General features: G+C 71.0%; 24 protein-coding genes. 19 read left to right on the top strand and 5 right to left on the bottom strand.

The window, feature by feature from the left end; translation table 11 throughout:
• Positions 1–3 precede the first annotated feature (3 nt).
• From pdxT to ABH920_RS40440, 11 genes are all read left to right on the top strand, one after another.
• Positions 4–612 carry a pyridoxal 5'-phosphate synthase glutaminase subunit PdxT gene (gene pdxT, locus ABH920_RS40490; protein WP_370354621.1) on the top strand — a complete coding sequence of 203 codons (609 nt, stop codon included), beginning with the start codon at positions 4–6 and terminating at the stop codon, positions 610–612.
• A 28-nt stretch (positions 613–640) separates the two neighbouring features.
• The gene (locus tag ABH920_RS40485) at positions 641–1,396 is read left to right on the top strand and encodes a YebC/PmpR family DNA-binding transcriptional regulator (protein ID WP_370354620.1); all 756 of its coding nucleotides are present in this window, start codon (positions 641–643) and stop codon (positions 1,394–1,396) included.
• A 147-nt stretch (positions 1,397–1,543) separates the two neighbouring features.
• Complete coding sequence (gene ruvC / locus ABH920_RS40480) at positions 1,544–2,056, top strand: crossover junction endodeoxyribonuclease RuvC (protein WP_370354619.1); 513 nt, start codon at positions 1,544–1,546, stop codon at positions 2,054–2,056.
• 128 nt (positions 2,057–2,184) lie between these two features.
• Positions 2,185–2,811, top strand: a complete 627-nt coding sequence (gene ruvA, locus ABH920_RS40475) for a Holliday junction branch migration protein RuvA (protein WP_370354618.1) — start codon at positions 2,185–2,187, stop codon at positions 2,809–2,811.
• A 6-nt stretch (positions 2,812–2,817) separates the two neighbouring features.
• On the top strand, positions 2,818–3,831 hold the full coding sequence (gene ruvB / locus ABH920_RS40470; protein ID WP_370354617.1) for a Holliday junction branch migration DNA helicase RuvB: 1,014 nt from the start codon (positions 2,818–2,820) through the stop codon (positions 3,829–3,831).
• Positions 3,832–4,125: 294 nt separating this feature from the next.
• Positions 4,126–4,653: a preprotein translocase subunit YajC gene (gene yajC / locus ABH920_RS40465; RefSeq protein WP_370354616.1), complete on the top strand. Its 528-nt coding sequence runs from the start codon at positions 4,126–4,128 to the stop codon at positions 4,651–4,653.
• A 169-nt stretch (positions 4,654–4,822) separates the two neighbouring features.
• On the top strand, positions 4,823–6,763 hold the full coding sequence (gene secD, locus ABH920_RS40460) for a protein translocase subunit SecD (protein WP_370354615.1): 1,941 nt from the start codon (positions 4,823–4,825) through the stop codon (positions 6,761–6,763).
• Complete coding sequence (secF, locus tag ABH920_RS40455) at positions 6,763–7,935, top strand: protein translocase subunit SecF (RefSeq protein WP_370354614.1); 1,173 nt, start codon at positions 6,763–6,765, stop codon at positions 7,933–7,935. The genes secD and secF overlap by 1 nt, the downstream gene beginning before the upstream one ends.
• A 71-nt stretch (positions 7,936–8,006) precedes the next feature.
• On the top strand, positions 8,007–8,570 hold the full coding sequence (locus ABH920_RS40450) for an adenine phosphoribosyltransferase (RefSeq protein WP_370354613.1): 564 nt from the start codon (positions 8,007–8,009) through the stop codon (positions 8,568–8,570).
• Between the two features lie 594 nt (positions 8,571–9,164).
• Complete coding sequence (locus ABH920_RS40445; protein WP_370354612.1) at positions 9,165–11,738, top strand: bifunctional (p)ppGpp synthetase/guanosine-3',5'-bis(diphosphate) 3'-pyrophosphohydrolase; 2,574 nt, start codon at positions 9,165–9,167, stop codon at positions 11,736–11,738.
• A gap of 285 nt (positions 11,739–12,023) precedes the next feature.
• Positions 12,024–12,581: a hypothetical protein gene (locus ABH920_RS40440; protein ID WP_370354611.1), complete on the top strand. Its 558-nt coding sequence runs from the start codon at positions 12,024–12,026 to the stop codon at positions 12,579–12,581.
• Between the two features lie 201 nt (positions 12,582–12,782).
• Here ABH920_RS40440 and ABH920_RS40435 read toward each other — a convergent pair whose 3' ends face one another.
• Positions 12,783–14,027, bottom strand: coding sequence for a DUF349 domain-containing protein (locus ABH920_RS40435; RefSeq protein WP_370354610.1), 1,245 nt, complete (start codon positions 14,025–14,027; stop codon positions 12,783–12,785).
• Positions 14,028–14,279: 252 nt separating this feature from the next.
• A complete protein-coding gene (locus ABH920_RS40430) occupies positions 14,280–15,104 on the bottom strand; it encodes a peptidylprolyl isomerase (protein ID WP_370354609.1) in 825 nt (274 codons plus the stop codon).
• Between the two features lie 257 nt (positions 15,105–15,361).
• Here ABH920_RS40430 and ABH920_RS40425 point away from each other — a divergent pair, with 257 nt between their 5' ends.
• The 5 genes from ABH920_RS40425 to ABH920_RS40405 all read left to right on the top strand — a co-directional run bounded on the left by ABH920_RS40425 (position 15,362) and on the right by ABH920_RS40405 (position 20,524).
• Complete coding sequence (locus tag ABH920_RS40425) at positions 15,362–16,057, top strand: MBL fold metallo-hydrolase (protein WP_370354608.1); 696 nt, start codon at positions 15,362–15,364, stop codon at positions 16,055–16,057.
• A 17-nt stretch (positions 16,058–16,074) separates the two neighbouring features.
• Complete coding sequence (gene hisS / locus ABH920_RS40420) at positions 16,075–17,337, top strand: histidine--tRNA ligase (protein WP_370354607.1); 1,263 nt, start codon at positions 16,075–16,077, stop codon at positions 17,335–17,337.
• The gene (aspS, locus tag ABH920_RS40415) at positions 17,334–19,151 is read left to right on the top strand and encodes an aspartate--tRNA ligase (protein ID WP_370354606.1); all 1,818 of its coding nucleotides are present in this window, start codon (positions 17,334–17,336) and stop codon (positions 19,149–19,151) included. The genes hisS and aspS overlap by 4 nt, the downstream gene beginning before the upstream one ends.
• Before the next feature lie 93 nt (positions 19,152–19,244).
• Entirely contained in the window at positions 19,245–20,003 is a 759-nt protein-coding gene (locus ABH920_RS40410; RefSeq protein ID WP_370354605.1) for a hypothetical protein, read from the top strand.
• Between the two features lie 50 nt (positions 20,004–20,053).
• Positions 20,054–20,524 (top strand): pyridoxamine 5'-phosphate oxidase family protein, encoded by a 471-nt coding sequence (locus ABH920_RS40405; RefSeq protein WP_370354604.1) that lies wholly within the window; start codon positions 20,054–20,056, stop codon positions 20,522–20,524.
• A 113-nt stretch (positions 20,525–20,637) separates the two neighbouring features.
• On the opposite strand, the gene ABH920_RS40400 is transcribed toward ABH920_RS40405, so the two are convergent.
• Positions 20,638–21,465, bottom strand: coding sequence for a YitT family protein (locus tag ABH920_RS40400; protein WP_370354603.1), 828 nt, complete (start codon positions 21,463–21,465; stop codon positions 20,638–20,640).
• Between the two features lie 92 nt (positions 21,466–21,557).
• On the opposite strand from ABH920_RS40400, the gene ABH920_RS40395 reads away from it, so the two are divergent.
• Positions 21,558–23,075 (top strand): PLP-dependent aminotransferase family protein, encoded by a 1,518-nt coding sequence (locus ABH920_RS40395; RefSeq protein ID WP_370354602.1) that lies wholly within the window; start codon positions 21,558–21,560, stop codon positions 23,073–23,075.
• A gap of 25 nt (positions 23,076–23,100) precedes the next feature.
• Positions 23,101–23,658: a GNAT family N-acetyltransferase gene (locus ABH920_RS40390; RefSeq protein WP_370354601.1), complete on the top strand. Its 558-nt coding sequence runs from the start codon at positions 23,101–23,103 to the stop codon at positions 23,656–23,658.
• A 38-nt stretch (positions 23,659–23,696) separates the two neighbouring features.
• Here ABH920_RS40390 and ABH920_RS40385 read toward each other — a convergent pair whose 3' ends face one another.
• Both ABH920_RS40385 and fetB read right to left on the bottom strand, forming a co-directional pair.
• Positions 23,697–24,350, bottom strand: coding sequence for a hypothetical protein (locus ABH920_RS40385; RefSeq protein ID WP_370354600.1), 654 nt, complete (start codon positions 24,348–24,350; stop codon positions 23,697–23,699).
• Between the two features lie 133 nt (positions 24,351–24,483).
• Positions 24,484–25,245: an iron export ABC transporter permease subunit FetB gene (gene fetB, locus ABH920_RS40380; RefSeq protein WP_370354599.1), complete on the bottom strand. Its 762-nt coding sequence runs from the start codon at positions 25,243–25,245 to the stop codon at positions 24,484–24,486.
• A 146-nt stretch (positions 25,246–25,391) separates the two neighbouring features.
• Between fetB and ABH920_RS40375 the strand changes: the two genes are divergently transcribed.
• The gene (locus ABH920_RS40375; protein WP_370354598.1) at positions 25,392–25,856 is read left to right on the top strand and encodes a cupin domain-containing protein; all 465 of its coding nucleotides are present in this window, start codon (positions 25,392–25,394) and stop codon (positions 25,854–25,856) included.
• The last annotated feature ends 286 nt before the right edge of the window (positions 25,857–26,142 follow it).

Raw genomic sequence — 26,142 nt, 5'->3', positions numbered from 1 at the left:
CGCATGGCGGCGACCAAGACGATCGGCGTGCTCGCGCTGCAGGGCGACTTCCGCGAGCACGTCGCGTCGCTGAAGGCGGTCGGCGCGGCCACCGCGCTGGTGCGCCGCCCGGCCGACCTGGACGCGGTCGACGCGCTCGTCCTGCCCGGCGGGGAGTCCACCACGATGTGGAAGCTCGCCACCACGGCCGAGCTGTTCGCCCCGGTGCGCAAGCGGATCGCCGACGGCATGCCGGCCTTCGGCACCTGCGCCGGGATGATCATGCTGGCCGACCGGATCACCGACGCCGCCGCCGGTCAGGAGACCTTCGGCGGGCTGCCGATCACCGTGCGGCGCAACGCCTTCGGGCGGCAGACCGAGTCCTTCGAGGAGCCCATCGCCTTCGACGGGATCGGGGAACTGGCCGGTGTCTTCATCCGCGCGCCGTGGGTCGAGGAGCTCGACGAGGGTGTCGAGGTGCTGGCACGCGTCACCAGTGGCCCGGCTATCGGTAGGATCGTCGCGGTCCGGCAGGGAAACCTGCTGGCGACGTCCTTCCATCCGGAGCTGACCGCGGACCACCGGGTCCACGAGTACTTCGTGGCCATGGTGAACGACCGCGACGCAGCCTGAATGAATTCGTAGTTAGGGAGCAGGGGTAATGTCCGGCCACTCCAAATGGGCGACCACCAAGCACAAGAAGGCGGTCATCGACGCCAAGCGCGGCAAGCTGTTCGCCCGGCTGATCAAGAACATCGAAGTCGCGGCCAAGACCGGCGGCGGAGATGTGACAGGTAACCCCACGCTCTTCGACGCGGTGCAGAAGGCCAAGAAGAACTCGGTCCCGGCCGACAACATCGACCGCGCGGTCAAGCGCGGGTCCGGTGCCGAGGCCGGCGGCGCCGACTGGCAGACCATCATGTACGAGGGCTACGGCCCGAACGGCGTGGCGGTGCTGATCGAGTGCCTGACCGACAACCGCAACCGCGCCGCCTCCGAGGTGCGGGTGGCCATGACCCGCAACGGCGGCTCGATGGCCGACCCGGGCTCGGTGTCGTACATGTTCACCCGCAAGGGTGTCGTGATCGTCCCCAAGTCCGGCAGCCTGAGCGAGGACGACATCCTGCTCGCGGTGCTGGAGGCCGGCGCGGAAGAGGTCAACGACCTCGGCGAGTCCTTCGAGGTGGTCAGCGAGGCCGGGGACCTGATCCCGGTGCGCACCGCGCTGCAGGGCGCTGGGATCGACTACGAGTCGGCCGAGTCCTCCTTCCTGCCCTCGGTGCAGGTGGAGCTGGACGAGGACGGCGCGCGCAAGGTGTTCCGCCTCATCGAGGCGCTGGAGGACAGCGACGACGTGCAGAACGTCTACGCCAACTTCGACGTCTCCGACGAGGTCATGGAGAAGATCGACGCCTGACAAGGCGGCATGTGCGCATATGTTGGGAGCCGGATCCGCGAGCGTGGGCCCGGCTCCCTCATTGTGTCCCCGCGCGCCACTAGGCTTCCCTGGACAAGAGAACTGCTGTTTCAGGCGACGTCTCAGGGAACGAAAGGTCGGTCGCGCGTGCGGGTGCTGGGGGTCGATCCGGGACTGACGCGGTGCGGCGTGGGGGTCGTCGAGGGCACGCCCGGGCGGCCGCTGACGCTGGTCGGGGTCGGCGTCATCCGCACCCCGGCGACCATGGACCTCTCGCGGCGGCTGCTGGCCATCGAGGAAGGGCTGGAGGCGTGGCTCACCGCGCACCGGCCCGAGGCGGTGGCGGTCGAGCGGGTCTTCAGCCAGCACAACGTCAGCACCGTGATGGGCACCGCGCAGGCCAGCGCGGTCGCGATGCTGGTGGCCGCGCGGCACGGGCTGCCGGTGGCGCTGCACACGCCGAGCGAGGTGAAGGCGGCGATCAGCGGCTCCGGACGCGCCGGCAAGGACCAGGTGGCGACGATGGTGGCGCGGGTGCTGCGGCTGGCCGAGCCGCCGAAGCCGGCCGACGCCGCCGACGCCGCGGCGCTGGCCATCTGCCACATCTGGCGGGGGACGGCGCAGAGCCGGCTGGCCGCGGCGATCGCGAAGCAACGATGAACAACAGCGAGCGGCAGTGAGCAGCGGTGAGCACGGTGAGCAGCGGTGATCAGCAGGACGCAGCGGTGAGCACTCTCAGCAGTGAGCACAATGATGAGCTATGAGCACAGCACAGTGAGGAGTGGCGCGTGATCGCCTTCGTGTCCGGCCCGGTGGCCGCGGTGAACCCGGCCAGCGCCGTGGTCGAGGTCGGCGGCGTCGGCATGCTCGTGTACTGCGGACCCGGCACGCTGGCGGCCCTGAGCGTCGGCGAGAAGGCCAAGCTCTTCACCGCCATGGTGGTCCGCGAGGACTCGCTGACCCTCTACGGCTTCGCCACGGACGACGAGCGCGCCACGTTCGAGCTCCTGCAGACCGCCAGCGGCATCGGCCCGAAGGTGGCGCAGGCGATGCTGTCGGTGCACGCCCCCGACACCCTCCGGACCATCTTCATGACCGGCGACGAGGCCGCGCTGACGCAGGTCCCGGGCATCGGCAAGAAGGGCGCCCAGCGGCTGCTGCTGGAGCTCAAGGAGCGCCTGGGTCCGCCGACCGGCGCGGTGCCGGGCCAGGCCCAGAACGGCTGGAGCCGCGCCGGCCTGGGCTCGTGGCGCATCCAGCTGCTGGAGGCGCTGACCGGCCTCGGCTGGACGGCGCGCGAGGCCGACGACGCGGTCAGCGCGGTCGGCCCGCTGGCCGCCGAGCAGGAGGCGGCCGGGCAGACGGTGCAGCTCGGACCGCTGCTGAAGGCGGCCCTGCGGACGATGAAGAAGTAGGTAGCCGTGGAACAGGAAACCGAACGCCTCGTCTCCGGCGCCGCCGTCACCGGCGACGTCGAGGAGCAGGCGGCCGACGCGGCGCTGCGGCCCAAGCGGCTGGCCGAGTTCGTCGGGCAGCCGAAGGTGCGCGACCAGCTGTCGCTGGTGCTGGACGCGGCCCGGATGCGGGAGGCGGCTCCGGACCACATCCTGCTGTCCGGGCCGCCCGGGCTGGGCAAGACCACGCTGTCGATGATCATCGCCAACGAGCTCCAGGTGCCGATCCGGATCACCTCCGGGCCGGCCATCCAGCACGCCGGCGACCTGGCGGCGATCCTGTCCTCGCTGGCCGACGGCGAGGTGCTGTTCGTCGACGAGATCCACCGCATGTCCCGGCCCGCCGAGGAGATGCTCTACATGGCGATGGAGGACTTCCGGGTCGACGTCATCGTCGGCAAGGGCCCGGGGGCCACCGCGATCCCGCTGGAGCTGCCGCCGTTCACGCTCGTCGGGGCCACCACGCGCTCCGGGCTGCTGCCGGCGCCGCTGCGCGACCGCTTCGGCTTCACCGCGCACCTGGAGTTCTACGCCGCCGCCGACCTGGAGCACGTCGTCAACCGCTCGGCCCGGCTGCTGAACGTGCGCATCGACGCCGATGGCGCCAAGGAGCTCGCCGGGCGCTCGCGCGGCACCCCGCGGATCGCCAACCGCCTGCTGCGGCGGGTCCGGGACTACGCCGAGGTGAAGGCCGACGGCACGGTGAACCTGGAGATCGCCCGGGCCGCGCTGGACGTCTACGAGGTCGACGAGCGCGGCCTGGACCGGCTGGACCGCGCGGTGCTGCACGCGCTGCTCAAGCTGTTCGGCGGCGGGCCGGTCGGGCTGTCCACGCTCGCCGTGGCGGTGGGGGAGGAGTCCGAGACGGTCGAGGAGGTCGCCGAGCCGTTCCTGGTGCGCGAGGGCCTGCTGGCTCGCACACCCCGGGGGCGGATCGCGACCGCCGCGGCCTGGGCGCATTTCGGGCTCAGTGCACCCTGATCCGGCGGCTGCCGTCAATACCCGTTTGATATCGGGCATATCACGCGAACCGGCGGCACATCACCGGCCTCATCGTCCCCACCAGGCGACTTGTGGCCCTGGAGGCTCCCGTGGTTCACAAGTTCCGGATGATTTCGACTACGTTGGGTCACGGGAACCGGCCGTAGGCCCCGGACCGTTGTTCGGGGCGTATCCGCTCGCATAAACTCCCGCGAGTCGGGCGGTGCCCCCCACCGCCCATCAGCGACCTCCCGGCCCGGCGCCGGCGGTCTTCAACAAGGACCAGCGACACCTATGGGATCTCCCGTTTTCCTGATCTGGATCGTCCTGATCGGGGCCATGTTCTACTTCATGATGATCCGTCCGCAGAAGCGAGCGCGGTCGCAGCAGTCCGACATGCTGCAGCACCTGCAGCCCGGCGCGCAGGTGCGGACCACGGCCCAGATCATGGGCACCATCGTCGAGGTCGGTGACGACTGGGCCATCGTGGAGACCACCCCGGGGACGCGCATCAAGTTCGGCAAGCCCGCCATCGTCGGCATCATCATGGACGACGAGGCCGAGGACGAGACCGCGGACGAGGCCGAGGACGCGCCGACCCCCGGCGGCATCGGCGACGCCCCGCACGGCGTGCACGACGCCATCCCGGCCCAGGACGCCGTCCCGGCGCAGGACGCGAAGCCGGCCGACGCCGACGGCGCCCCGGCGGCCGACGACGCCGTGAAGTCCGAGACCGACAAGTCCGAGAAGTCCGACGTCGAGCCGGCCGCCTCCGAGGACTCCGCCGAGGAGGTCAAGGACGCCGAGCCGGCGAAGTCGTGACCCCGGTCCCGATTTGGCTCGCCAACACAAAAGGTTTCCTCACCGAAAACCTGTAAGGTCGCACCGCCGCCACGGACTGTGAACCCCGGTCCGGGTGGCGGGGCGGCGTGGGGTGTGACCGACGCGCCGTCGCCGGACACGACACGACACGAAGAGACGGACGAATCCCTTGGCCGGATCGAAGGCTCCGCGGTCCCGGAACCGCAAGACGAGCCCATGGACCCCCCTGACGGCGCTGGCCGCCGTCATCATGGCGCTGGTCGGCACCATGATCGGCACCGGGCACCGCACGCCCCAGCTCGGTATCGACCTGGCCGGCGGCACCACGATGACCATGACCGCCCAGGGCAAGACCCCCGCGGCCGGCGACATGGACACGGCGCTGCAGATCATGCGGAACCGCGTCAACGGCCAGGGTGTGTCCGAGGCCGAGGTGACCAAGCAGGGCAACAACTCGATCGAGATCGACCTGCCCGGCAAGAACTCCTCGGACCTGCTCAAGGAGCTCGGCCAGACCGCGAAGCTGTACTTCCGCGTGGTGGTCTCCGACCCGACCCAGTACGGGGTCCCGCTGCGGCAGAGCCTGACGCCGAACACCCCGCAGACCTCCACGCCGAGCCCGTCCGGGACCGGCACGCCGTCCGGGTCCGGCTCCAAGGCGTCCAGCACGCCCTCGTCCAAGGGCAGCAGCAGCGGCGCCACGTCGTCGAAGCCGAGCACGTCCTCGACCCCGTCGACGCCCACCGGCACCGCGACGTCCACCCAGCACCGGGTCGCCGACTCCGGGCTGAAGGACGCCACCCCCAGCACCACCCCGAGCTCCCCGAGCGGCACCGCGACCGCGACCGCCAGCTCCAAGAGCTCGGCGTCCACGCCGTCGACCCCGTCGTCGCCCCCGGCCTCGGGTTCCCCGTCCGCGCCGAGCGCGTCCCCGAGCGCCCCGGCCACCGCGCCGGACGGCACGGTCAAGCAGACCACCCCGGACCAGAACACGCTGTTCCTGTACGAGACGATCGACTGCACCAAGCCGCCGACGACGCTGGGCAGCATGTTCGCCGCCAACGCGTTCGCGGTCGGCTGTGACTTCACCAGCCACGTGCCGTACCTGCTCCAGCCGGCGGACGTGGACGGCAAGGACCTGTCCAGCGCCTCGGCCAACGCGGTGACCGCCGGCGGCCAGAACGCGTTCCTGACCGGCCAGTGGGAAGTGGACCTGTCCTTCAACAGCAAGGGCGCCGCGGACTTCGGCCGGGTCACCACCGAGCTGAACGGCAATGGCGGGCAGTTCGCCGTGGACCTGGACGGCGTGGTCTACAGCGCGGCCACCGTGCAGCAGCCGATCACCGACGGCAACGCCCGGATCACCGGCACCTTCACCCAGAAGCAGGCCGAGAACCTGGCCAACGTGCTGAAGTACGGCGCGCTGCCGATCACCTTCGACCAGGGCGACGTCTCGCAGATCTCGGCCTCGCTGGCCGGCAACCAGCTCACCGCCGGCCTGGTCGCCGGCGGGATCGGCCTGGTGCTGGTCGTCGCCTACCTGATCGCGTACTACCGCGGTCTGTCGCTGGTCGCCGTGGCCTCCCTGCTGATCTCCGGGATCCTCACCTACTCGCTGGCGAGCCTGCTCGGCCCGGCCATGGGCTTCCGGCTGTCGCTGGCCGGCGTCGCGGGTCTGGTGGTCGCCATCGGCATCACCGCGGACTCGTTCGTCATCTTCTTCGAACGACTCCGCGACGAAGTGCGCGAAGGCAGAACCCTGAGAACAGCCGTGGACCACGGCTGGGTCCGGGCCCGGCGCACCATCATCTCCTCGGACTTCGTGTCCTTCCTGGCCGCCTTCGTGCTGTACGAGGTCTCGGTCGGCACGGTGAAGGGCTTCGCCTTCACCCTGGGTCTGACCACCCTCCTGGACATCGTGGTGGTCTTCACCTTCACCAAGCCGATCGTCACGCTGCTGGCCCGCCGCAGCTTCTTCAACGACGGCCACCCCTGGTCCGGGCTGGACCCCAACCGCCTGGGCGTGAAGAAGTCGCCGGGCATCCGCCAGACGGTCGTCGACCGCCGTGCCGCCGCCCGTCGGGGCTCCGCGGAAGGGAATGAAGCCTGATGTCCGCCCACAACAGCTGGGGCAACCGCCTGTACCGCGGCGAGGTCGCCTACGACTTCATCGGCAAGCAGAAGCGCTGGTACACCATCTCCGGCGCGCTTCTGCTCATCTCGGTCGTGTCCCTGGTGGTGCTCGGTCTGAACTTCACCCTGGACTTCCGGGGCGGGTCGCAGTTCGACATCAAGTCCGCCTCGGCCAGCACCCAGACCATCACCGACAACGTCGGCGCCATCGTCAAGGACCCGCAGGTCTACACCTCGAACAGCGCCGACGGCCGGCACGTCGTGGTCAAGACCACGCCGCTGACCAGCGACCAGCTGGCCAAGGTGCGCGAGGCGATCGCGACCGACGCCGGCCAGAAGAACAACCCCGACGCGGTCACGGTGCAGCTGGTCTCCGGCTCCTGGGGCCACGAGATCACGCAGAAGGCGATCGAGGGTCTGATCGTCTTCGTGGCGCTGGTGATGCTGTACCTGGCGATCTTCTACGAGTGGAAGATGGCGCTGTCCGGCATCATCGCCCTGATCCACGACCTGGTGATCACCGCGGGTATCTACGCCCTGATCGGCTTCGAGGTCTCCCCGGCCACGGTCATCGGCTTCCTGACGATCCTGGGCTACTCCCTGTACGACACCGTCGTGGTGTTCGACAAGGTCCGCGAGAACACCAAGGGCCTGGGCACCACCAAGACCGACCAGAGCTACACGCAGGCCGCCAACCTGGCCGTCAACCAGACCCTGATCCGCTCGCTGAACACCTCGCTGATCGCGCTGATCCCGGTGGCGGCGCTGCTGTTCGCCGGCACCGTGGTCAGCGGCGGTGCGGGCGTGCTCCAGGACCTGGCGCTGGCCCTGCTGGTCGGTATCGCGGTCGGCACCTACTCCTCGATCTTCATCGCGACGCCGATCCTGGTCGACCTGAAGGAGCGCGAGCCGGAGATGCGCACGCTGAAGCGCAAGGCGTCCGGGTCGCAGGCCAAGGCCGCGGCGCGGGCCGAGCGCAACGCCGTGCCGTCGCAGGACGACCGGCTCGGCGACGAGTACCCCGGCGACCCCGAGGACTTCGAGGCGGCCGGGGCCGGGGAGCCGGCGCGGGACGTGCCGCGCGGCCCGCGCAACCAGCCGGTGCGCGGGGACCGGGGCCGGAACCGGCCCAGCGGCAAGCGGCGCTGACCTGCTCCCACCTGCCCGCGCCGCTGCGGCGCGGGGCCGGGAGCGGTGATCGCACAGGGTAAGCTCGCTCGGTGAGCTTCCCCGAAACCTCCAGTGGCGGGGACCTGTCCAAGGTCCTCGCCACTCGCATTCTCGACGTCCCCGACTTCCCGAACCCGGGGGTCGTGTTCAAGGACATCACCCCGCTGCTCGCCGACCCGGAGGCGTTCGCGGTGGTGGTCGGGGCGATGGCCGAGCTGGTCCGCGCGGCCGGGGCCACCCGCGTCGCGGGGCTGGAGGCGCGCGGCTTCATCCTGGCGGCCCCGGTGGCGCTGGCGGCGGGCGTCGGGTTCGTGCCGGTGCGCAAGGCGGGCAAGCTGCCGCGCGAGACGTACCATGAGGACTACCAGCTGGAATACGGAACCGCGGCCATAGAGGTGCACCGCGACGCCTTCCACCCCGGCGAACGCGTGATGGTCGTGGACGACATCCTGGCCACCGGCGGCACCGCGGTCGCGGCGGCGAACCTGGTGCGCGACGCGGGCGCGGAGCCGGTGGGACTGGCGGTGCTGATGGAGCTGGCGTTCCTGCACGGCCGCGAGCGCTTCGCCGCGGCCGTCCCGAACGCGGGGATCCACCCGCTCCTGGTGGTCTGAACCGGCGTCCTGACCTGGCTGTTCCGCCGACCGGGAAACAATGCCCGGGCAGCGGTCGTTACACTGGGCGAACCCACTAGGCGAGAGGGGTCGCGCTTGGCGACGAAGGAGCAGGTCGGGACGACGGCCGGGTCCGGCGCGACCGGCGGCGGCGACGCCGCGGCGAACGGAAGCGCGAACGGCACGGCCGCCACGGGGAACGACGCTGCTGCGAAGTCGGGGAAGACCGGCCGGGGTAAGGGCTCCGGGTCCGGTGGCGCGGGCAAGAGCGCGGCCGCGGCGACTGCTGCTGCCGCTCAGAACGGCGCCACGGCGGCTGCCGGGGAGCCGCAGGGGTCGGGGCAGGGGAAGCCGCACGCTCGGGCTCCCAAGGCCGCTACGGCTCCGGGCGGGTCTGGGGCGGCGGCTTCGTCCGCGCCGACTGTGCCTGCGCCGACTGGTTCTACTGCTTCGGCCGCTTCGACTGCTTCTTCGGCGAGCGCTACAGCTGCTTCCGCGCCGAGCGCTTCAGCCGGCTCTCGGGCGAACCCTTCAGCTGCCTCCTCATCGGCCTCGCCGTCTTCTTCGGCGCCGGCGGCTACTTCCGCACCGACCGTGCCTGCGCCGACTGCTTCGACTGCGCCGGCTGCTTCTCCGGCGAGCGCCACGGCTGCCTCCGCGCCCGCATCCCCCGCAGCATCCACTGTGTCCGCAGCGGCCTCCGTGCCGACTCCGCCGGCCGGGTCCGCCCCGCGCGCCAAGGCGGCGCCCGCGGCGTCGGCATCTGCCGCGCCGGCCGTGCCCACACCGCCGTCCGCCGCTCCCGCGCGCCTCAGCTCAGCCGCACTCCCTGCCGCGCCGCCGGTCCCAGCCGCCGCCGGCGCTAAGTCCGGCACGTCCCGCCCCAGCTCCAGCCGCGTCCGCGCACGCCTGGCGCGCTTGGGGAGTACCCGCAGCGGTGGCCCGCCGGTGGTGCTCGAGCCACTGTTCAAGATCATCCGGGCCAACCATCCCAAGGCCGACCTGAAGCCGGTCGAGCAGGCCTACGCAGTCGCCGAGCGGCACCACCGCGGCCAGCGGCGCAAGAGCGGCGACCCGTACATCACGCACCCGCTCGCCGTCACCACGATCCTGGCCGAGCTGGGCATGGACGTCCCGACGCTGTGCGCCGGGCTGCTGCACGACACCGTCGAGGACACCGACTACAGCCTCGACATGCTGCGCGGCGACTTCGGCGACACCGTCGCGCTGCTCGTGGACGGCGTCACGAAGCTGGACAAGGTCAAGCTCGGGGAGGCCACGCAGGCCGAGACCGTGCGCAAGATGGTCGTGGCCATGGCGCGGGACATCCGCGTGCTGGTCATCAAGCTCGCCGACCGGCTGCACAACATGCGCACCATGCGCTACATGAAGCGGGAGAAGCAGGAGAGCAAGTCCCGCGAGACGCTGGAGATCTACGCCCCGCTGGCGCACCGGCTGGGCATGAACACGATCAAGTGGGAGCTGGAGGACCTGGCGTTCGCCATCCTCTACCCCAAGATGTACGACGAGATCGTGCGCCTGGTCTCCGAGCGCGCGCCCAAGCGCGAGGAGTACCTGAGCCAGGTCATCGACGCGGTGCACGGCGACCTGCGCGAGGCGAAGATCCGCGCCACCGTCACCGGCCGGCCGAAGCACTACTACTCGGTCTACCAGAAGATGATCGTCCGCGGCCGCGACTTCGCCGACATCTACGACCTGGTCGGCATCCGGGTCCTGGTGGACTCGGTGCGCGACTGCTACGCGGCGCTCGGCGCCATTCACGCGCGGTGGAACCCGGTCCCCGGCCGGTTCAAGGACTACATCGCGATGCCGAAGTTCAACATGTACCAGTCCCTGCACACCACGGTCATCGGCCCCGGCGGCAAGGCCGTGGAGCTGCAGATCCGCACCTTCGCGATGCACCGCCGCGCGGAGTACGGCGTCGCGGCGCACTGGAAGTACAAGGAGGACGCGGTCGAGGGCGTCCGCAAGCCGACCAACGGCGCCGGTACCGCCAACCCCGGCGGCGACATGGCGTGGCTGCGGCAGCTGCTGGACTGGCAGAAGGAGACCGCGGACCCGAACGAGTTCCTGGACGCCCTGCGCTTCGACCTGTCCACCGCCGAGGTCTACGTCTTCACGCCCAAGGGCATGGTGATGGCGCTGCCGTCCGGCTCGACCCCGGTCGACTTCGCCTACGCGGTGCACACCGAGGTCGGCCACCACACCATCGGCGCCCGCGTCAACGGCCGCCTGGTCCCGCTGGACAGCAAGCTGGACAACGGCGACGTGGTGGAGATCTTCACCTCCAAGGCCCCGAACTCCGGCCCCTCGCGCGACTGGCTGGGCTTCGTGGCGTCCCCGCGCGCCCGCAACAAGATCCGCCAGTGGTACACCAAGGAGCGCCGCGAGGAGGCGGTCGAGCAGGGCAAGGACCAGCTCGCCAAGGCCATGCGCAAGCAGGGGCTGCCACTCCAGCGCCTGATGACCTCCGAGTCCCTGGCCACGGTGGCCCACGACCTCCGCCACGCCGACATCAGCGCCCTGTACGCGGCGATCGGCGAAGGCCACGTCTCGGCGCAGCACGTCGTCCACCGCCTCCTGCACCTCCTCGGCGGCGAAGAAGGCGCGACCGAGGACCTGGCCGAGGCGACCGTCCCGGGCAACATCGAGAAGCTGTCCCGCCGAGGCCAGGCCCGCCCCGCCGGCGACCCCGGCGTCCTGGTGAAGGGCGCGGACGACATCTGGGTCAAGCTGGCCCGCTGCTGCACCCCGGTCCCCGGCGACGACATCATCGGCTTCATCACCCGAGCCTCCGGCGTCAGCGTCCATCGCGCCGACTGCACCAACATCGAATCGCTGGCCGCCCAGCCCGAACGGATGGTGGAGGTGTCATGGTCGCCCGGAGGGGCGTCCATGTTTCTCGTCGCGATCCAGGTCGAGGCGCTAGACAGGTCCAGGCTCCTCTCGGACGTCACGCGCGTCCTGTCGGACCAGCACGTCAACATCCTGTCGGCCTCCGTGACGACCAGCCGCGACCGGGTCGCGATCTCGCGGTTCACGTTCGAGATGGCCGACCCGGCACATCTGGGGGCGGTGCTGAAGGCTGTTAAGGGCGTTGAAGGGGTGTTTGACGTTTATCGGGTGACGAGCGCGAAGCACGCGTGAGTTTGTTCGCACTCACCCGCGAACCTCAAGTCCCGAACCTCAACTGCTGAACGCCACGTCCACGGGCCCGACCCCGCCCGTCAGTCCGCGCGGGTGGCGGCGATCGCGGCTGCGGTGGCGAGGCCGGGCGAACGTGCCGGCCGCGTTCCCGGTCATGCGTCGTGAGCTGCGCCTGCCTGGCAGACCGCGCATTATGCCGGTGAGGCGTTTCGGGCTATCGCAACGTTTTGGGCAAGCGCACGATTCGGGCTACAACCGGGACGCCGTGATCGCTAGGGTGTGCGGGTGCGGAGTCGAGTCCCGGCGCGGATGACGTTGTCCCCTGCGCGCAAGGGGTTGATCGCCATAGCCGCGGCGCACCTGGCGGCGTTGCTCGGTCTGCTGATCGCAGGACTTTGGGACCGGGCCGCGTTGTGGGTCGTCGCCGGCGGCTTCGGGGTGCTCGCCGTCGGGCTGCCGTGGATGCTGGTGGCGCTGTGCGTGGACTACGTCGTGGACCCGGCCGCGTGGCGCCGCACGGTCGTCGTGGAGGGCTTCGCGACCAGCGAGGGCTACACGGTGCCGCCGCATCCCTCGGACGAGAGCTATGTCCTGCACCGTGTCTACGAGTTCACGACGCTGCGCGGTGAGACCCGCCGTGCCGGCAGCCGCGCCACGTTCGCCGAGGCGCCGGACGGCCGTATCCGGCTGCGCTACGACCCCCGGCATCCGACCCGGATCTGGCCGGCGCGCATCGCCCCCGGGACGGCCGCGGCCGGCGCCGTCGTGGCGGTGCTGATGCTCACCGCGGCCGCCTTCGCGCTGGCCGGCGCCATCGGATTCGGGCTGTCGACGTGGGCGTAGGGAAAACGAACCTCGAGCGCGCTCAGCGGCGATGAGCTTGTTACGGGACAACACCTAAAGACAACGCCTAAAGACAACACCTGAAGGCGCCAGAACCCTTGCCCCACAAACGATCCGGGTGCCCTCCCGAAGGAGGACGCCCGGATCGACAGAACTCGTGGCCGAACTCGGTGGCCGAACTCGTGGCCAAAGAAACCAAGCTCAGCGCGTGAACTCCGCCAGCGCCTTCTCCGCCTCGGCCAGCCACTCCTGCCGGGCCGCGATCGAAGCCTCGGCCTCCGCCGCCTTCTTCTCCTGCCCGGCCGCACGCGCCTTGTCGGCCTGCACCCGCAGCTTGTCCAGGGCGGCGCGCAGCTGCTCGACGGTGGCCTCGGCGCGGGCCCGCTTCTCCGGGTCCTTGCGGGAGTGCTCGGCGGCCTCGGCGTCGGCGATGGCGCGGTCCACGGTGTGCAGCCGGCCCTCGATGCGCTGGCGGGCGTCGCGCGGGACCGGGCCGATGGCCTCCCAGCGCTCGTTCAGCGAGCGCAGCGCGACCCGGGCGGCGCGGTGGTCGGTGATCGGGAGCAGGGCCTCGGCCTCGACCACCAGGATCTCCTTGGCGGCCAGGTTCTCGCGCTCGGCGCCGCTGCGCTCGTCGAGCACCGCGTTGCGGGCCGCGAAGAACGTGTCCTGGGCGGCCTTGAAGCGCTTCCACAGCTCGTCCTCGACGTCGCGCTGCGCCCGGCCGGCGGTCTTCCACTCGCTCATCAGGTCGCGGAAGCGGCCGGCGGTGGGGTTCCAGTCGGTGGAGTCCTGCAGCGCCTCGGCCTCGGCGATCAGGCGCTCCTTGTGCGCGCGGATCTCCACGCGCTGGGCGTCGAGCTCGGCGAAGTGCTGCTTGCGGCGCTTGGCGAAGGCCGAGCGGGCCTGGGACAGCCGGTGCCACAGCTCGTCGTCGGTCTTGCGGTCCAGGCGCGGGGCGGCCTTCCACTCGTCCAGGAGGACCTTCATGCGGTCCCCGGCGACCCGCCACTCGGTGGACACGGCCAGCCGCTCGGCCTCCTCGGCCAGCGCCTGCTTGGCGCCGCGGGCCTCGGCCTGCTGCTGCTCGCGCACCGCGCGGTGCTCGGCCTTGCGCTGCTCGGCCAGCTCCACCAGGCCGTCCAGCCGGGCCAGCAGGCCGTCCAGGTCGCCCACGGCGTTGGCGCCGGAGATGGACTCGCGGAGCTTGCCGATCTTGTCCAGGGCGTCCTTGGGCGACGGCGCGGACGGCCCCGACTGCTTGAGCCGGTTGGCGATCAGGTCGACCTCGACCTTCAGGCCGTCGAACTTGCGCTGGTAGTACGCCAGCGCCTCGTCCGGGGAGCCGGCCGCCCACGAGCCGACCTGCCGCTCGCCGTCGGCGGTCCGGACGTAGACGGTGCCGTCCTCGGCGACCCGGCCCCAAGCCTCGGTTGCCTCGCCCACGATGAGCCTCCAAGTTCTGCTGGACCGGGGTGTCTGAGGACCGGTCCGCCACAATTAAGCTGCACGGATCCGGGTTCCGGTCGTCCAGTGGGACACAATAGCGCGGACCGTCCCGGTGAGGGGACGGCCCGCGTCACGTTCCGGAATCGAACCGCTGTTCCGCCCCGGCGTCCCGGGCATGCCGGAAGAGCGCCGCGGCGATGCCGCGGGAACGCCCGGGGGACACCGCGGCGGCCGCGGTCCGTCCCTTGTTTACTTGATCGTCACGCTCTTGATGGTGACGGTCTGCTTCGGCTTGCCGTCGCCCTGGCCGTTCGAGTCGTCCTCGCCGGCCGCGGCGATCTTGGTCACCACGTCCATGCCGGCGGTCACCTTGCCCCAGGGGGTGTAGTTCGCCGGCAGCGGGGAGTCCTTGAAGACGATGAAGAACTGGCTGCCGTTGGTGCCCGGGCCCGCGTTCGCCATCGCGATGGTGCCGGCCGGGTAGGTGGCGCCGGTCAGGTTCTCGTCCTGGAACTGGTAGCCCGGCCCGCCCGAGCCGGTGCCGCTCGGGTCGCCGCACTGCAGCACATAGATCCCCGAGGTCACCAGGCGGTGGCAGGTGGTGTTGTTGAAGTAGCCCTTGCCGGCCAGGTACTTGAACGAGTACGTGGTGTACGGCGCCTTCGTGGTCAGCGCGTCGAAGGACAGGTCGCCGGAGTTGAAGCTGATCGTGGCGCTGTACGGCTTGGCCGCGTCGGCCGCGTTGTACGTCGGCACGCCGACGTCCTTGGACGCGTTGCCGGTCTTCGTGTAGCCGATCTTCTCCGGGCTGGAGCTGGTCGGCGCCGGCGACGTCGGGGAGCCCGAGGGCGTGGAGGACGCCGACGTCGGCGTGGAACTGGCCGCGGAGTCGGTCTTGTTGCCGCCGCTGGTCGCGATCGCGACGCCGACTCCTATCCCGACCACCGCGACCGCGGCCACGGCGGCTGTGATCTTGTTGCGCTTCTTGGCGGCCGCCTGCTGCTGGGCCAAGCGGGCCTGGACGCGCTCGTAGCGGGCGCGCTCCAGCTCTCGCTGACGGTCCTTGCTGGTCACCGATTCGCCTCCGGGGTGTGGTCGACCCTGCCGGCCGAGGTCGTGTCGTGTGTCTTCTCAGGGGTGTCTATGGGGCTTTGAGCTCTGTTTCTCCAGACCAAGATCCCGAACAAGTCGAGCTCCAGCGGCACAGTGTACGGTGCGTTCCCTAGAAATCACCTGTGAGCTTCCAATGAGTTCGCAAAGGGACCGGGGCCGCCGGTAACCTGCGTAGGGAAATCTCCAACCGCATCGACCGAACTGAGTGTGGGGCGCGCGTGCTTGTCGCCGGATTCCCAGCCGGAAGCCTGGGTGCGAACTGCTATCTCGTGGCGCCCGGCGCCGGTGAGCAGTGCGTGATCATCGATCCCGGTGAGGACGCCGCAGCCGGGGTCGAGGAGGCGGTCCGGGAGCACCGGCTGCAGCCGGTGGCCGTCCTGCTGACCCACGGCCACGTCGACCACACGATGAGCGTCATCCCGGTCTGCGGCGACTACGGCGTCCCGGCCTACGTCCACCCCGACGACCGCGGGATGCTGACCGACCCGCAGAGCTGGCTCGGCATCGCGCCGGGCACGCCGATCTTCGGGCAGTCGAAGTTCGTCGAGCCGGACGAGGTCCGCGAGCTCACCGACGGCGTCGTGCTGAGCCTGGCCGGTCTGGAGATAACCGTCGACCACGCCCCGGGCCATACCAAGGGCTCAGTGACGTTCCGGACTCCCGAGCAGCAGGACATCCCGCAGGTGCTCTTCACCGGGGATCTCCTGTTCGCCGGAGCAGTCGGCCGCTGGGACCTCCCCGGCGGCGACCGCGAAGAGTTGCTGGCGTCACTGGCCCGCGTCTGCCTGCCGCTGCCGGACGAGACCGTCGTCCTGTCCGGCCACGGCCCCCAGACCACGATCGGCCGCGAGCGCGCCACGAACCCGTTCCTGACGGAAGCCGCGCCGCAGCGGATCACCCCCCGCGGCTTGTAGGGATACCCACGACCATCATGACCAAGTTCCAGAACGCCCCTGGCACCTTCGACCTGCTCCCGCCGGACTCGGCGGGCTACCTCGGCGTGCGCGAGGCGATGTCCGCGCCGCTGCGCCGGGCCGGCTACGGCTACATCGAGACGCCCGCCTTCGAGTCGACCGCGATGTTCAAGCGCGGCGTCGGCGAGAGCACGGACATCGTCACCAAGGAGATGTACTCCTTCACCACCCGCGGCGGCGACGACATCACGCTGCGGCCGGAGGGCACGGCCTCGGTGCTGCGCGCCGCGCTCCAGGCGAACCTGATCCGCGGCAGCCTGCCGGTGAAGCTGTGGTACTCGGGCTCCTTCTACCGCTACGAGAAGCAGCAGCGCGGCCGCTACCGCCACTTCTCACAGGTCGGCGCCGAGGCGCTGGGCTCGGAGGACCCGGCGCTGGACGCCGAGCTGCTGATCATCGGCGACGACATCTACCGGGGCCTGGGCCTGACCGAGTACACCCTGTTGCTGAACTCCCTCGGCGACCAGAAGTGCCGGCCGGCCTACCGGGAGAAGCTCCAGGAGTTCCTGCGCGGGCTGGACCTCGACGAGGAGACCCGCAAGCGCGCGGAGATCAACCCGCTGCGGGTGCTGGACGACAAGCGCGAGGCGGTGCAGAAGCAGCTCACCGACGTCCCGCTGATCAGCGACAACCTCTGCGACGAGTGCCAGGCCTACCACGACGAGGTGCGCCGCCTGCTCGCCAAGGCCGGCGTCGCCTACGTCGACGACCCGAAGCTGGTCCGCGGCCTGGACTACTACACCCGCACCACGTTCGAGTTCGTGCACAGCGGCATCACCGGTTCGCCGACCGCGATCGGCGCCGGCGGCCGCTACGACGGCCTGTCCGAGGACCTCGGCGGGCCGAACCTGCCGAGCGTCGGCTGGGCGCTCGGCGTGGACCGGACCGTCCTGGCGTTGCAGGCCGAGGGCCGCGCGGTGCCCGGCGGCGAACAGCTGGACGTCTTCGCGGTGCCGCTCGGCGACGAGGCCCGCGAGCTGCTGTTCGAGCTGGTCACCACGCTGCGCCGGGCCGGTGTCGCGGCCGACTTCGGCTACGGCAGCAAGGGCATGAAGGCCGCGATGAAGGCCGCCGACCGGTCCGGCGCGAAGTACGCGCTGATCCTCGGCGAGCGCGACATCGCAGAGAACGTCATTCAGATCAAGGAACTGGCGACCGGTGAGCAGGAGCCCAGCTCTCTCTCCGACATCGTCACGACGATTCAGGAGAAGCTGAAGTGATCCGCACCCATGAGGCGGGAACGCTCCGAGCGTCCGACGCCGGCACGACCGTCACGCTGGCCGGGTGGGTCGCCCGCCGGCGCGATCACGGGGGCGTCACCTTCCTGGACCTGCGTGACGCGTCCGGCTTCGTGCAGGTCGTGGTCCGCGAGAGCGAGTCCGTGCACGACCTGCGCAACGAGTACTGCGTCGTGGCCACCGGCGAGGTGCGCGTGCGCCCCGACGGCAACGAGAACCCGGACCTGCCGACCGGGCAGATCGAGGTCGTCGTCGACACCGTCGAGGTGCTCTCGCCGGCCGCGCCGCTGCCGTTCCCGATCGACGAGCACAAGAGCTCGAACATCAACGAGGAGATGCGGCTGAAGTACCGCTACCTCGACATCCGGCGCGAGCCGATGGCCCGGGCGCTGCGCATGCGCTCCAAGGCCACCAAGGTCATCCGGGACGTCATGGAGGAGCACGGCTTCCTCGACGTCGAGACCCCGACGCTGACCCGCTCCACCCCCGAGGGCGCGCGCGACTTCCTGGTGCCGGTCCGCCTGCAGCCTGGCACCTGGTACGCGCTGCCGCAGTCCCCGCAGCTGTTCAAGCAGCTGCTGATGGTCGCCGGCCTGGAGCGCTACTACCAGATCGCGCGCTGCTACCGGGACGAGGACTTCCGCGCCGACCGGCAGCCGGAGTTCACGCAGCTGGACGTCGAGGCCTCGTTCGTCGACCAGGAGGACATCCTCGAGGTCGGCGAGGCGATCGTGGCCGCGGTGTGGAAGGAGACGCTGGGCGTCGAGATCCCGCTGCCGCTGCCGCGCATGAAGTACCACGAGGCGATGGACCGCTTCGGCTCGGACAAGCCCGACCTGCGCTTCGGCCAGGAGCTCACCGAGCTGACCGAGTACTTCGCCGGCACCGAGTTCCGGGTGTTCCAGGCGCCCTACGTCGGCGCCGTGGTGATGCCCGGCGGCGCGGCCCAGACCCGCAAGGAGCTGGACGCCTGGCAGGACTGGGCCAAGGCGCGCGGCGCGCGCGGCCTGGCCTACGTGGTCATCGACGCCGAGACCGGCGAGCTGCGCGGCCCGGTCGCCAAGAACTTGTCCGAGGCGCACCTGTCCGGTCTGGCCGACAAGGTCGGCGCCAAGCCCGGCGACGCGGTGTTCTTCGCCGCCGGCAAGCGTGCCGCCTCCCAGGAGCTGCTGGGTGCGGCGCGGCTGGAGATCGGCAAGCGCGGCGAGCTGATCGACGAGAGCGCCTGGAAGTTCCTGTGGGTCGTGGACTTCCCGATGTTCGAGCCGATCGAGGACGCGGCCGGCGAGCAGACCGGCTGGCACGCGGTGCACCACCCGTTCACCGCGCCCACGGCCGAGAGCCTGGACAGCTTCGACAAGGACCCGGGCTCGGCCCTGTCCAACGCCTACGACATCGTCCTGAACGGCACCGAGCTGGGTGGCGGGTCGATCCGTATCCACCGCAAGGACGTGCAGGAGCGCGCGTTCGCCGCGATCGGCCTGTCGCAGGAAGAGGCGCAGTCGCAGTTCGGCTTCCTGCTGGAGGCCTTCAACTACGGCCCGCCGCCGCACGGCGGGATCGCGTTCGGCCTGGACCGCCTGGTCGCGCTGCTGACCGGCGCGGACACCATCCGCGACGTGATGGCCTTCCCGAAGACCGCCACCGGCGGCGACCCGCTGACCGGCGCGCCGACGCCGATCACCGCGGCGCAGCGCAAGGAGGCCGGGGTGGACGCGGTGTACGAGCCCAAGGGCCAGGCCAAGGACGCCAAGGACGGCAAGGACGCCAAGGACGCGGCGCCGGCGAAGGCGTGACGCCCAGCGCTTGAAAAGCGTGCGAGAGGGCGGGCCGGGAGTGATCCCGGCCCGCCCTTGTCGTGTGTCGGCGAACCCTGATTGACTGGTCCCATGGCTGCGGTGACCGGGGTTCTGACCGATTACGCGCGCGGGGAGGCGTCGGAGAGCGACGTGGTACGCGCCTTGCTTGCCCACGACGGGTGGTACGCCCCGATGATGTGGCTCGACGAGGTGTTCCCGGACCGCAGGGTCTACGACAGCATGATCCCGACGCCGGCCCTCGGCCAGGCGCCGGCTCCGGGCCGGCTGTGGGTGTTCACCGACGCCGAGCAGGTGAACGCCGCGATCGAGGCCGGTTCGGCGTTCGCCGCGGCCGGCGGCCCGGTGCGCGGCGTGGAGCTGTTCGGGGCGCTGGGCACCGGCGTGTCGGAGATCCAGGTGAACCCGGCCGGCGCGGTCGAGCACGGCTGGTCGCTCGGGATCGACGGCGCGGTTCTGGACTTCCTGGCCCGCTGGATCGCCGCGCTGGAGGTCGAGACGGCGCTCACCGACAGCGGCGAGGACCTCGGTGAACGGCTCGCCGGGTTCGAGCACTACGTGGTCCCGGTCGACGACACCGGCCGGCCGCGGGTCGTGGCGTTGCTGAAGCCGCCGGGCAACTTCGTCATGGCGTTCACCGCGCCGGACCTGTACGCCGCGCACCAGCAGCGCGATCCCGGGGTGACCGGAGCCGCCGACATGGCCGCCTCGGCACTGTTCCGGCTGGCCGACTACGACGGCGTCGACGGCGTGGTGCTGGACATGAACGAGTCGGACTCCTTCATCCTGCCGAGGGACCTCTGCGACGCCGTGCTGAAGCTGATCGCGTAGTCGCGCTGAAGCTGATCGCATAGTCGTCGGCCGCTGTTTATCTTGGCCCCATGAATGATGCCGCTGGTGCCCATGTCCTCCCGGACCCCGCCACCGAGTTCGGCCGGACCGTCCGCCGCCGCCTGGCCGAGGAAGAGATTGTCTGGCTGGTCACCGTCAACTCCGCCGGCGTCCCGCAGCCGAACCCGGTGTGGTTCCTGTGGGTCCCGGACGAGGACGACGAGTGGGGCGACGGCAGCTTCCTGATCTACCACTCCGACACCGCGGCCCGGCTGCGCTCCATGAAGGAGCGGCCGACGGTCGCGCTGCATTTCGACGGCGGCGTGAACGACCTGGAGGTGCAGGTCTTCACCGGTGACGTCGAGATCCTGGAGGGCCACCCGACGATCGGCGAGATCCCGGAGTTCGTGGCGAAGTACACGGACCGGGCCGCGCGCTACTTCGGCAAGACGGTCGCGGAGGCCATGGAGAAGTACTCGGTGGCGACGCGGATCCGGCCGCGCAAGGTGCGGGGGTTCTGACCGCGCTGCTGCCAGGCAAAACCGGAGCGCGTCCCCCAAGGCCCCACCAAGGAAGACGCGCTCCGGAGTCCGGTGTTTCTCAGCAGTTCTCTGATACTTGGCGGTTCTCCGGCTCAGCAGTTCTCTGATGCCAGGCTTCCGGCGGCCACCAGCCGGCGCTTCTCCGGCTTCGTCGTCCGCTCCGCGGCGCCGTCCTTCGTCCTGATCGCCAGCAGCGGGATGAACCGGTGCGCCAGCGGCCCGATCAGCAGCGCGTAGGCCGCGGTGCCGATGCCCACCGTGCCGCCCAGGAGCCAGCCGCTGGCCAGGACCGTGAGCTCCATCGAGGTGCGGACCACGCGGACGGAGTGGCCGCGCGCGGCGTAGCCGGTCATCACGCCGTCGCGCGGGCCGGGGCCCATGCCGGCCCCGATGTACGCGCCGGTCGCCACGCCGTTCAGCACCACGCCGGCGAGCATCTCGCCCCAGCGCAGCCACCAGGCGTGCGGGCTCGGCATCCAGGCCATCGCGCCGTCCATCGCCAGGCCGACCACGACCACGTTGCTCAGCGTGCCGAAGCCGGGCTTCTGCCGCAGCGGGATCCAGAACAGCATCACCGCGACGCCCACCAGGATGACGGTGGTGCCGACCTGCAGGCCTATGTGCTTGGCCAGGCCCTGGTGGAACACGTCCCAGGGGTTGGCGCCGAGGCCGGACATCAGGATCATGCCGTCGCTGACGCCGTAGAGGATCAGCCCGAGCTGGAGCTGGACCATGCGGTGCGCGCGCCGGTCGCGCGGGATCAGCGCCGAGAGCCAGGCCAATCCGGCTCGGACCAGGTCGCCGACCGGCAGCGGGTCCGAGATCCGCTGCTCGTGGTGCCCCAGTAGGGCGCGCTCGGCTTGGTCGCCGACTACCGGAGCAAGGGTGGACGAGCCCTGCGTCGACACCGTGCTGGTCATGCTGGCCTCCCTCAGGATTGCCCTTGCGGGCCACTTCCATCAGGATGGACTTCAAGTGGCCCGCCGTGTAGGGCCAATCAAGGGAGGGTGGCATGGCAGCTCCGTTGGAACTGGCGACGACCGACCGCTCGGTGGGCAGCACCCGGCTGGCGCGGCTGGTCCGCGACGTCTCGCATCTGGGGGTGGCCGACGCGGCCGGCGACACCGACCGCCGCCCCGCCTACCGCGCGCTGGCCCAGAGCGTCAGGTGCCTGATCCTCGACGGCCGCATCGCGCTGCGGACCCGGGTCCCGGCCGAGCGCGACCTGGCCGCCGCCCTCGGGATGAGCCGGACCACCGTCACCGCCGCCTACGACCTGCTGCGCGAGGACGGCTTCCTGGAGAGCCGGCGCGGCTCGGGCACCTGGACCACGCTGCCGCCGGGGGCCGGCCCGCAGGTCTCCGGGGGCTGGCTGCTGCCGGCCCAGCCCGGCGCCGCCGAGGTCGCCATCGACCTGTCCTGCGCCTCCTTCGGCATGCCCGGCGAGCTGATGGCCGAGGTGCTGGCCGAGGTCGCGCCCACGTTCGCCGCCCTGACCATGGACACCGGCTACTACCACGCGGGCTGGCCGGAGCTGCGCGAGCTCATCGCCGAGCGCTACGTCGAGCGCGGCCTGCCGACCACCCCGGACCAGATCGTCATCACCTCAGGGGCGCAGCACGGCAACGTGCTGGCGCTGGGCCTGCTGTGCGGGCCGGGGGACCGGGTGGTGGTGGAGAGCCCGACCTATCCGAACAGCGTCGAGGCCATGCGGCGGGCCCGGCTGCGGCCGGTGCCGGTGCCGATCGGCGAGGACGGTATCGAGTCCGACGTGCTGGCCGCGCAGCTGCGGCAGGCGGCGCCGCGGGTGGCGTACCTGATCCCGGACTTCCAGAACCCGACCGGCACGCTGATGTCGCAGGAGCGCCGCGCCGAGGCCGCGGAGGCCGCACGCGCCGCCGGCACCTGGATCATCAACGACGAGACGGTCTCGGACATGGCCCTGGACGTCCCGTCCCCGGTCCCGTTCCCGGCCTCGGTCTCGCGCGCGGCGGCCGAGCAGGTGATCTGCGTCGGCTCGATGTCCAAGAGCCACTGGGGCGGCCTGCGGATCGGCTGGATCCGGACCACGCCGCGGATGGCCACCGAACTGGCCGGACAGCGGGTGGCGATGGACATGGCGGGCTCGGTGCTGGACCAGATCATCGCCGCCGCGCTGCTGCGCCGCGGCGGGGGCTTCGTCGAGGAGCGGCGGGAGCGGCTGCGGCGGCAGCGGGCCGTGCTGGAGGAGGCGCTGGCCGCGGAGCTGCCGGACTGGTCGTGGCGCCGGCCGGCCGGCGGGCTGTCGCTGTGGGTGGACCTCGGCGAGCCGTCGTCCTCGGAGCTGGCCGACCGGGCCGCGGCGTTCGGGGTGCGGCTGGTCGGCGGGCCGCAGTTCGGGGTGGACCCGGGGACGTTCGAGCACCGGGTGCGGATCCCCTACACGCTGCCGGAGCAGACGCTGCGGGACGCGGTGCGGCGGCTGGCCGCGGCGTTCCGGTGCGAGGCCGCGCTGCCGCCGGTATCGGAGGAAAACCGCTGGGTGGCCTGACCATTCCTGGGCGATGATCGGCGCTGTGGCTACCTACCTTGAGACCGAGCGGTTGGTCCTGCGCCCCTTCACCGCGGACGACGCCGAGCTGCTGATCGAGCTGGACAGCGACCCGGCGGTGATGCGGTATCTGAGCGGCGGGAAGCCGACCGCGCCGGAGGACATCCGGGAGCGGATCCTGCCCAGGATCATCGCGGGCGTGCAGAAGTGGGACCACAAGCTGGGCTTGTTCGCCGCGCAGGAGAAGGACGGCGGCGCGTTCGTCGGCTGGTTCTGCCTGCGGCCCAAGCCCGACGGGCCGTTGGACGAGGCGGAGCTCGGGTACCGGCTGCGGCGGGCGGCGTGGGGCAAGGGCTATGCCACCGAGGTGTCGCAGGCGTTGGTGCGCAAGGCGTTCACCGAGCTCGGGGTCCGGCTCATCTGGGCCGAGACGATGTTCGTGAACCGCGGGTCGCGCCACGTGATGGAGAAGCTGGGGATGCGGCACGTGGAGACGTACTTCCCCGAGCTGGAGCCGATCGAGGGCTCCGAGCACGGGGAAGTCCGCTACGAGCTGACCGCGGACGAGTGGGCCGGAAGGTAGCCGGGCGGCGTCGTGGCCGCCCCGGACACCGCCTCAGGTCACTGTCCGCCGCTGGCAGCGCCCGCCGGGACGGTGATGGTGCCGGTGAAGACGTCGAAGTAGATCGCCGCCGACACCCCGAGCCCGACGATGCCCAGGGCCAGGGCACCCCAGGTCAGGGCGCGCACCCAGGCCGGGGCCGGATGCTTGGCGAAGAACTCGCCGACGAACAGCGTCGCGGCGGCGACCAGCATCGCGGCCACCGCGAACCAGATGCCGACCAGCGCGGTCTTGTGCCACGGCTCGGTGTAGCGCTGCTTGATGATCGCGTCGGCGGCGGAGTTGGCGGTGTTGATCTGCCCGATCAGCTGCTGGCGCTGGGCCAGGATGTCGCCGACCCAGCTGCCGCCCATCGAGGTCAGGGCCAGGCCGGTGGCGACGATCGCGCCGGCGCCGGCGACGATGCCGGAGCCGGTCTTCGCCTCGTCCAGGACGAGGGCGTCGCCGTCGAGGTAGTCGTCCTCGTCCTCGACGAGCTCGGGGATGATCTCGTCGGCGACCGGGGCGACCGGGGCGATGTCGTCGGCGGCGGACGGGGCCGTGGCCTCGGGCTTGGCGTCGGCCTTGGCGTCGGCCTTCGTCTCGGTCTCGACCTCGAGGACGGCGTCGCCGTCGGCGGCTTCGACGCTGTCGGTGCTGCTTGGCGTAGTCATGGGAGTGGAGCTTAGGCATACCAGCCTGAGAGCGCGATTAACGGACGGCCGCCATTGAGCATCGGGCTGTGTTCGAATCCCGCCCGCCGCCCGCCGAAACCGCGCTGACCTGCACTCCCGCGCGCCGCCGGAATCAGCGCAATTGCTGGGCCGGAGTGAACAACATCCGCTGCCCGAGCTCGGCGGCGGCCAGCGCGGCCATCACCGCGGCGGCGAGCAGCATGTACATCACGACGATCTGGTACCGGATGGCCACCTCCGGCGACACCCCGGCCAGGATCAGCCCGGTCATCGCCCCGGGCAGGCTGATCAGCCCGACCACCTTCGTGGAGTCCAGCGTCGGGATCAGCGCGGTCCGCAGCAGCTCCCGCCGGTGCGGCGCGAACGCGGCGGTGGCACTGAGCCCGAGCGACAGCCGCGCCTCGATGGCGGCCCGCTGCCCCTTCGCCTCGGCCACCATGCGCGCCAGCGTGACCCCGGTGGCCGCCATCGCCCCGCTGACCACCATCCCCCCGACCGGCACCACGACCCGCGGCGTGGTCTGGATGACGCCGAACGCCATCAGCACCCCCATCGTCACCGCGGCGGCGACCGCCACGGCCGCGGTGGCGACGTACCGGGAGTGCCGCAGCCCCTTGCCCCGCCGCCCGGCCACCTGCCCGGCGATGACCACCATGACCGCGAGCCACGCGAACCCGCCGGGCAGCCCCGCGTGCTTGAACAGGAAGAGCAGCACGGCCCCGACCAGGAACAGCTGCACCCCGGCCCGCACCGCGGCGACCACGACCTCGCGCGCCAGCCCCAGGCGCTGGCGCCAGGCGATGAGGACCGCGAGGCCGACCAGGCTGACGGAGAGGGCGACTCCGGTCCATTCGGGTACTGCGGGGCTGCTCATGCGGCGATCTTAGAGGGCGGATCGGACAGGTCGGGGTCGGCGCGGGCCGCCGAAGGTATCGGCGCTGGAAGTTTCAGGAGGCGCGGGTCCACTCGCCGCGGATTGGCCGGGGCGCGGCGGAGGTCGCGGCCTCTACCTTGATCGCCATGAGCGAAGTCATCGGGGAAGGCACCAGGCTCGACTTGCCGAACTGGCGGATGGTCGTCAAGGTCGGCGCGGCGGACACCAACGGCACGCTGACCGTCATCGAGGGCGTATTGCCCTCCGGCCATCCGGGCCCCGCACCGCACATCCACGACGGCCACGACGAATGCTTCGTCCTCCTCGAAGGCCGCATGCGCTTCCGAGTGGACGCCGGATACCGCACCGCCGCCGCCGGCGACACGGTGTTCGCCGGCCGCGGGCTGGCCCACGGCTTCGCCAACCCGTTTCCCGAGTCGGCGCGCTACGTCGTCATGCTCACGCCGAGCGGATACGAGGACTACTTCGCCGAGCTGGCGGCCCGGATCGCCGACATCGGACAGATGCCCGACCCGGGCTGGACCGCGGCGCTGATGGCGCGCTATTCGACACGGGCGGTGGCTGTGGTGGCTGATGTCGATACGGTCTGAGAGCGGTGGTGGTGGGCTGTGTGGGGGTTGGGGGTGTTGGTGGCGGGTGCGGTTTGTTGGTGGGTTGGCAGTCAAAGGCGTTTTTTGACGGCTTCGCCTAAGGTTTGGTGACCTCGCTGGGTGGCGCAGTTCGGTGGTGCCCCGCTGGTTGCGCTGGCGGCCGGCGGCCAGGCTGGGCACGACCGCGCACGGGTCCGAGTCACTGCGCATGCGTTGCGTAGGCGGCGATCGTCGGGCGTGGTGGGTGCCTAAGATCAAAGGCAGGCGCCTCCGGCGGGGGCACTCG

Origin of the sequence: Catenulispora sp. EB89, from assembly GCF_041261445.1 — a bacterium.
Lineage (GTDB): Bacteria > Actinomycetota > Actinomycetes > Streptomycetales > Catenulisporaceae > Catenulispora.
The sequence above is the reverse complement of the archived record's forward strand: the minus strand, read 5'-3'. Positions and strand labels throughout refer to the sequence as shown.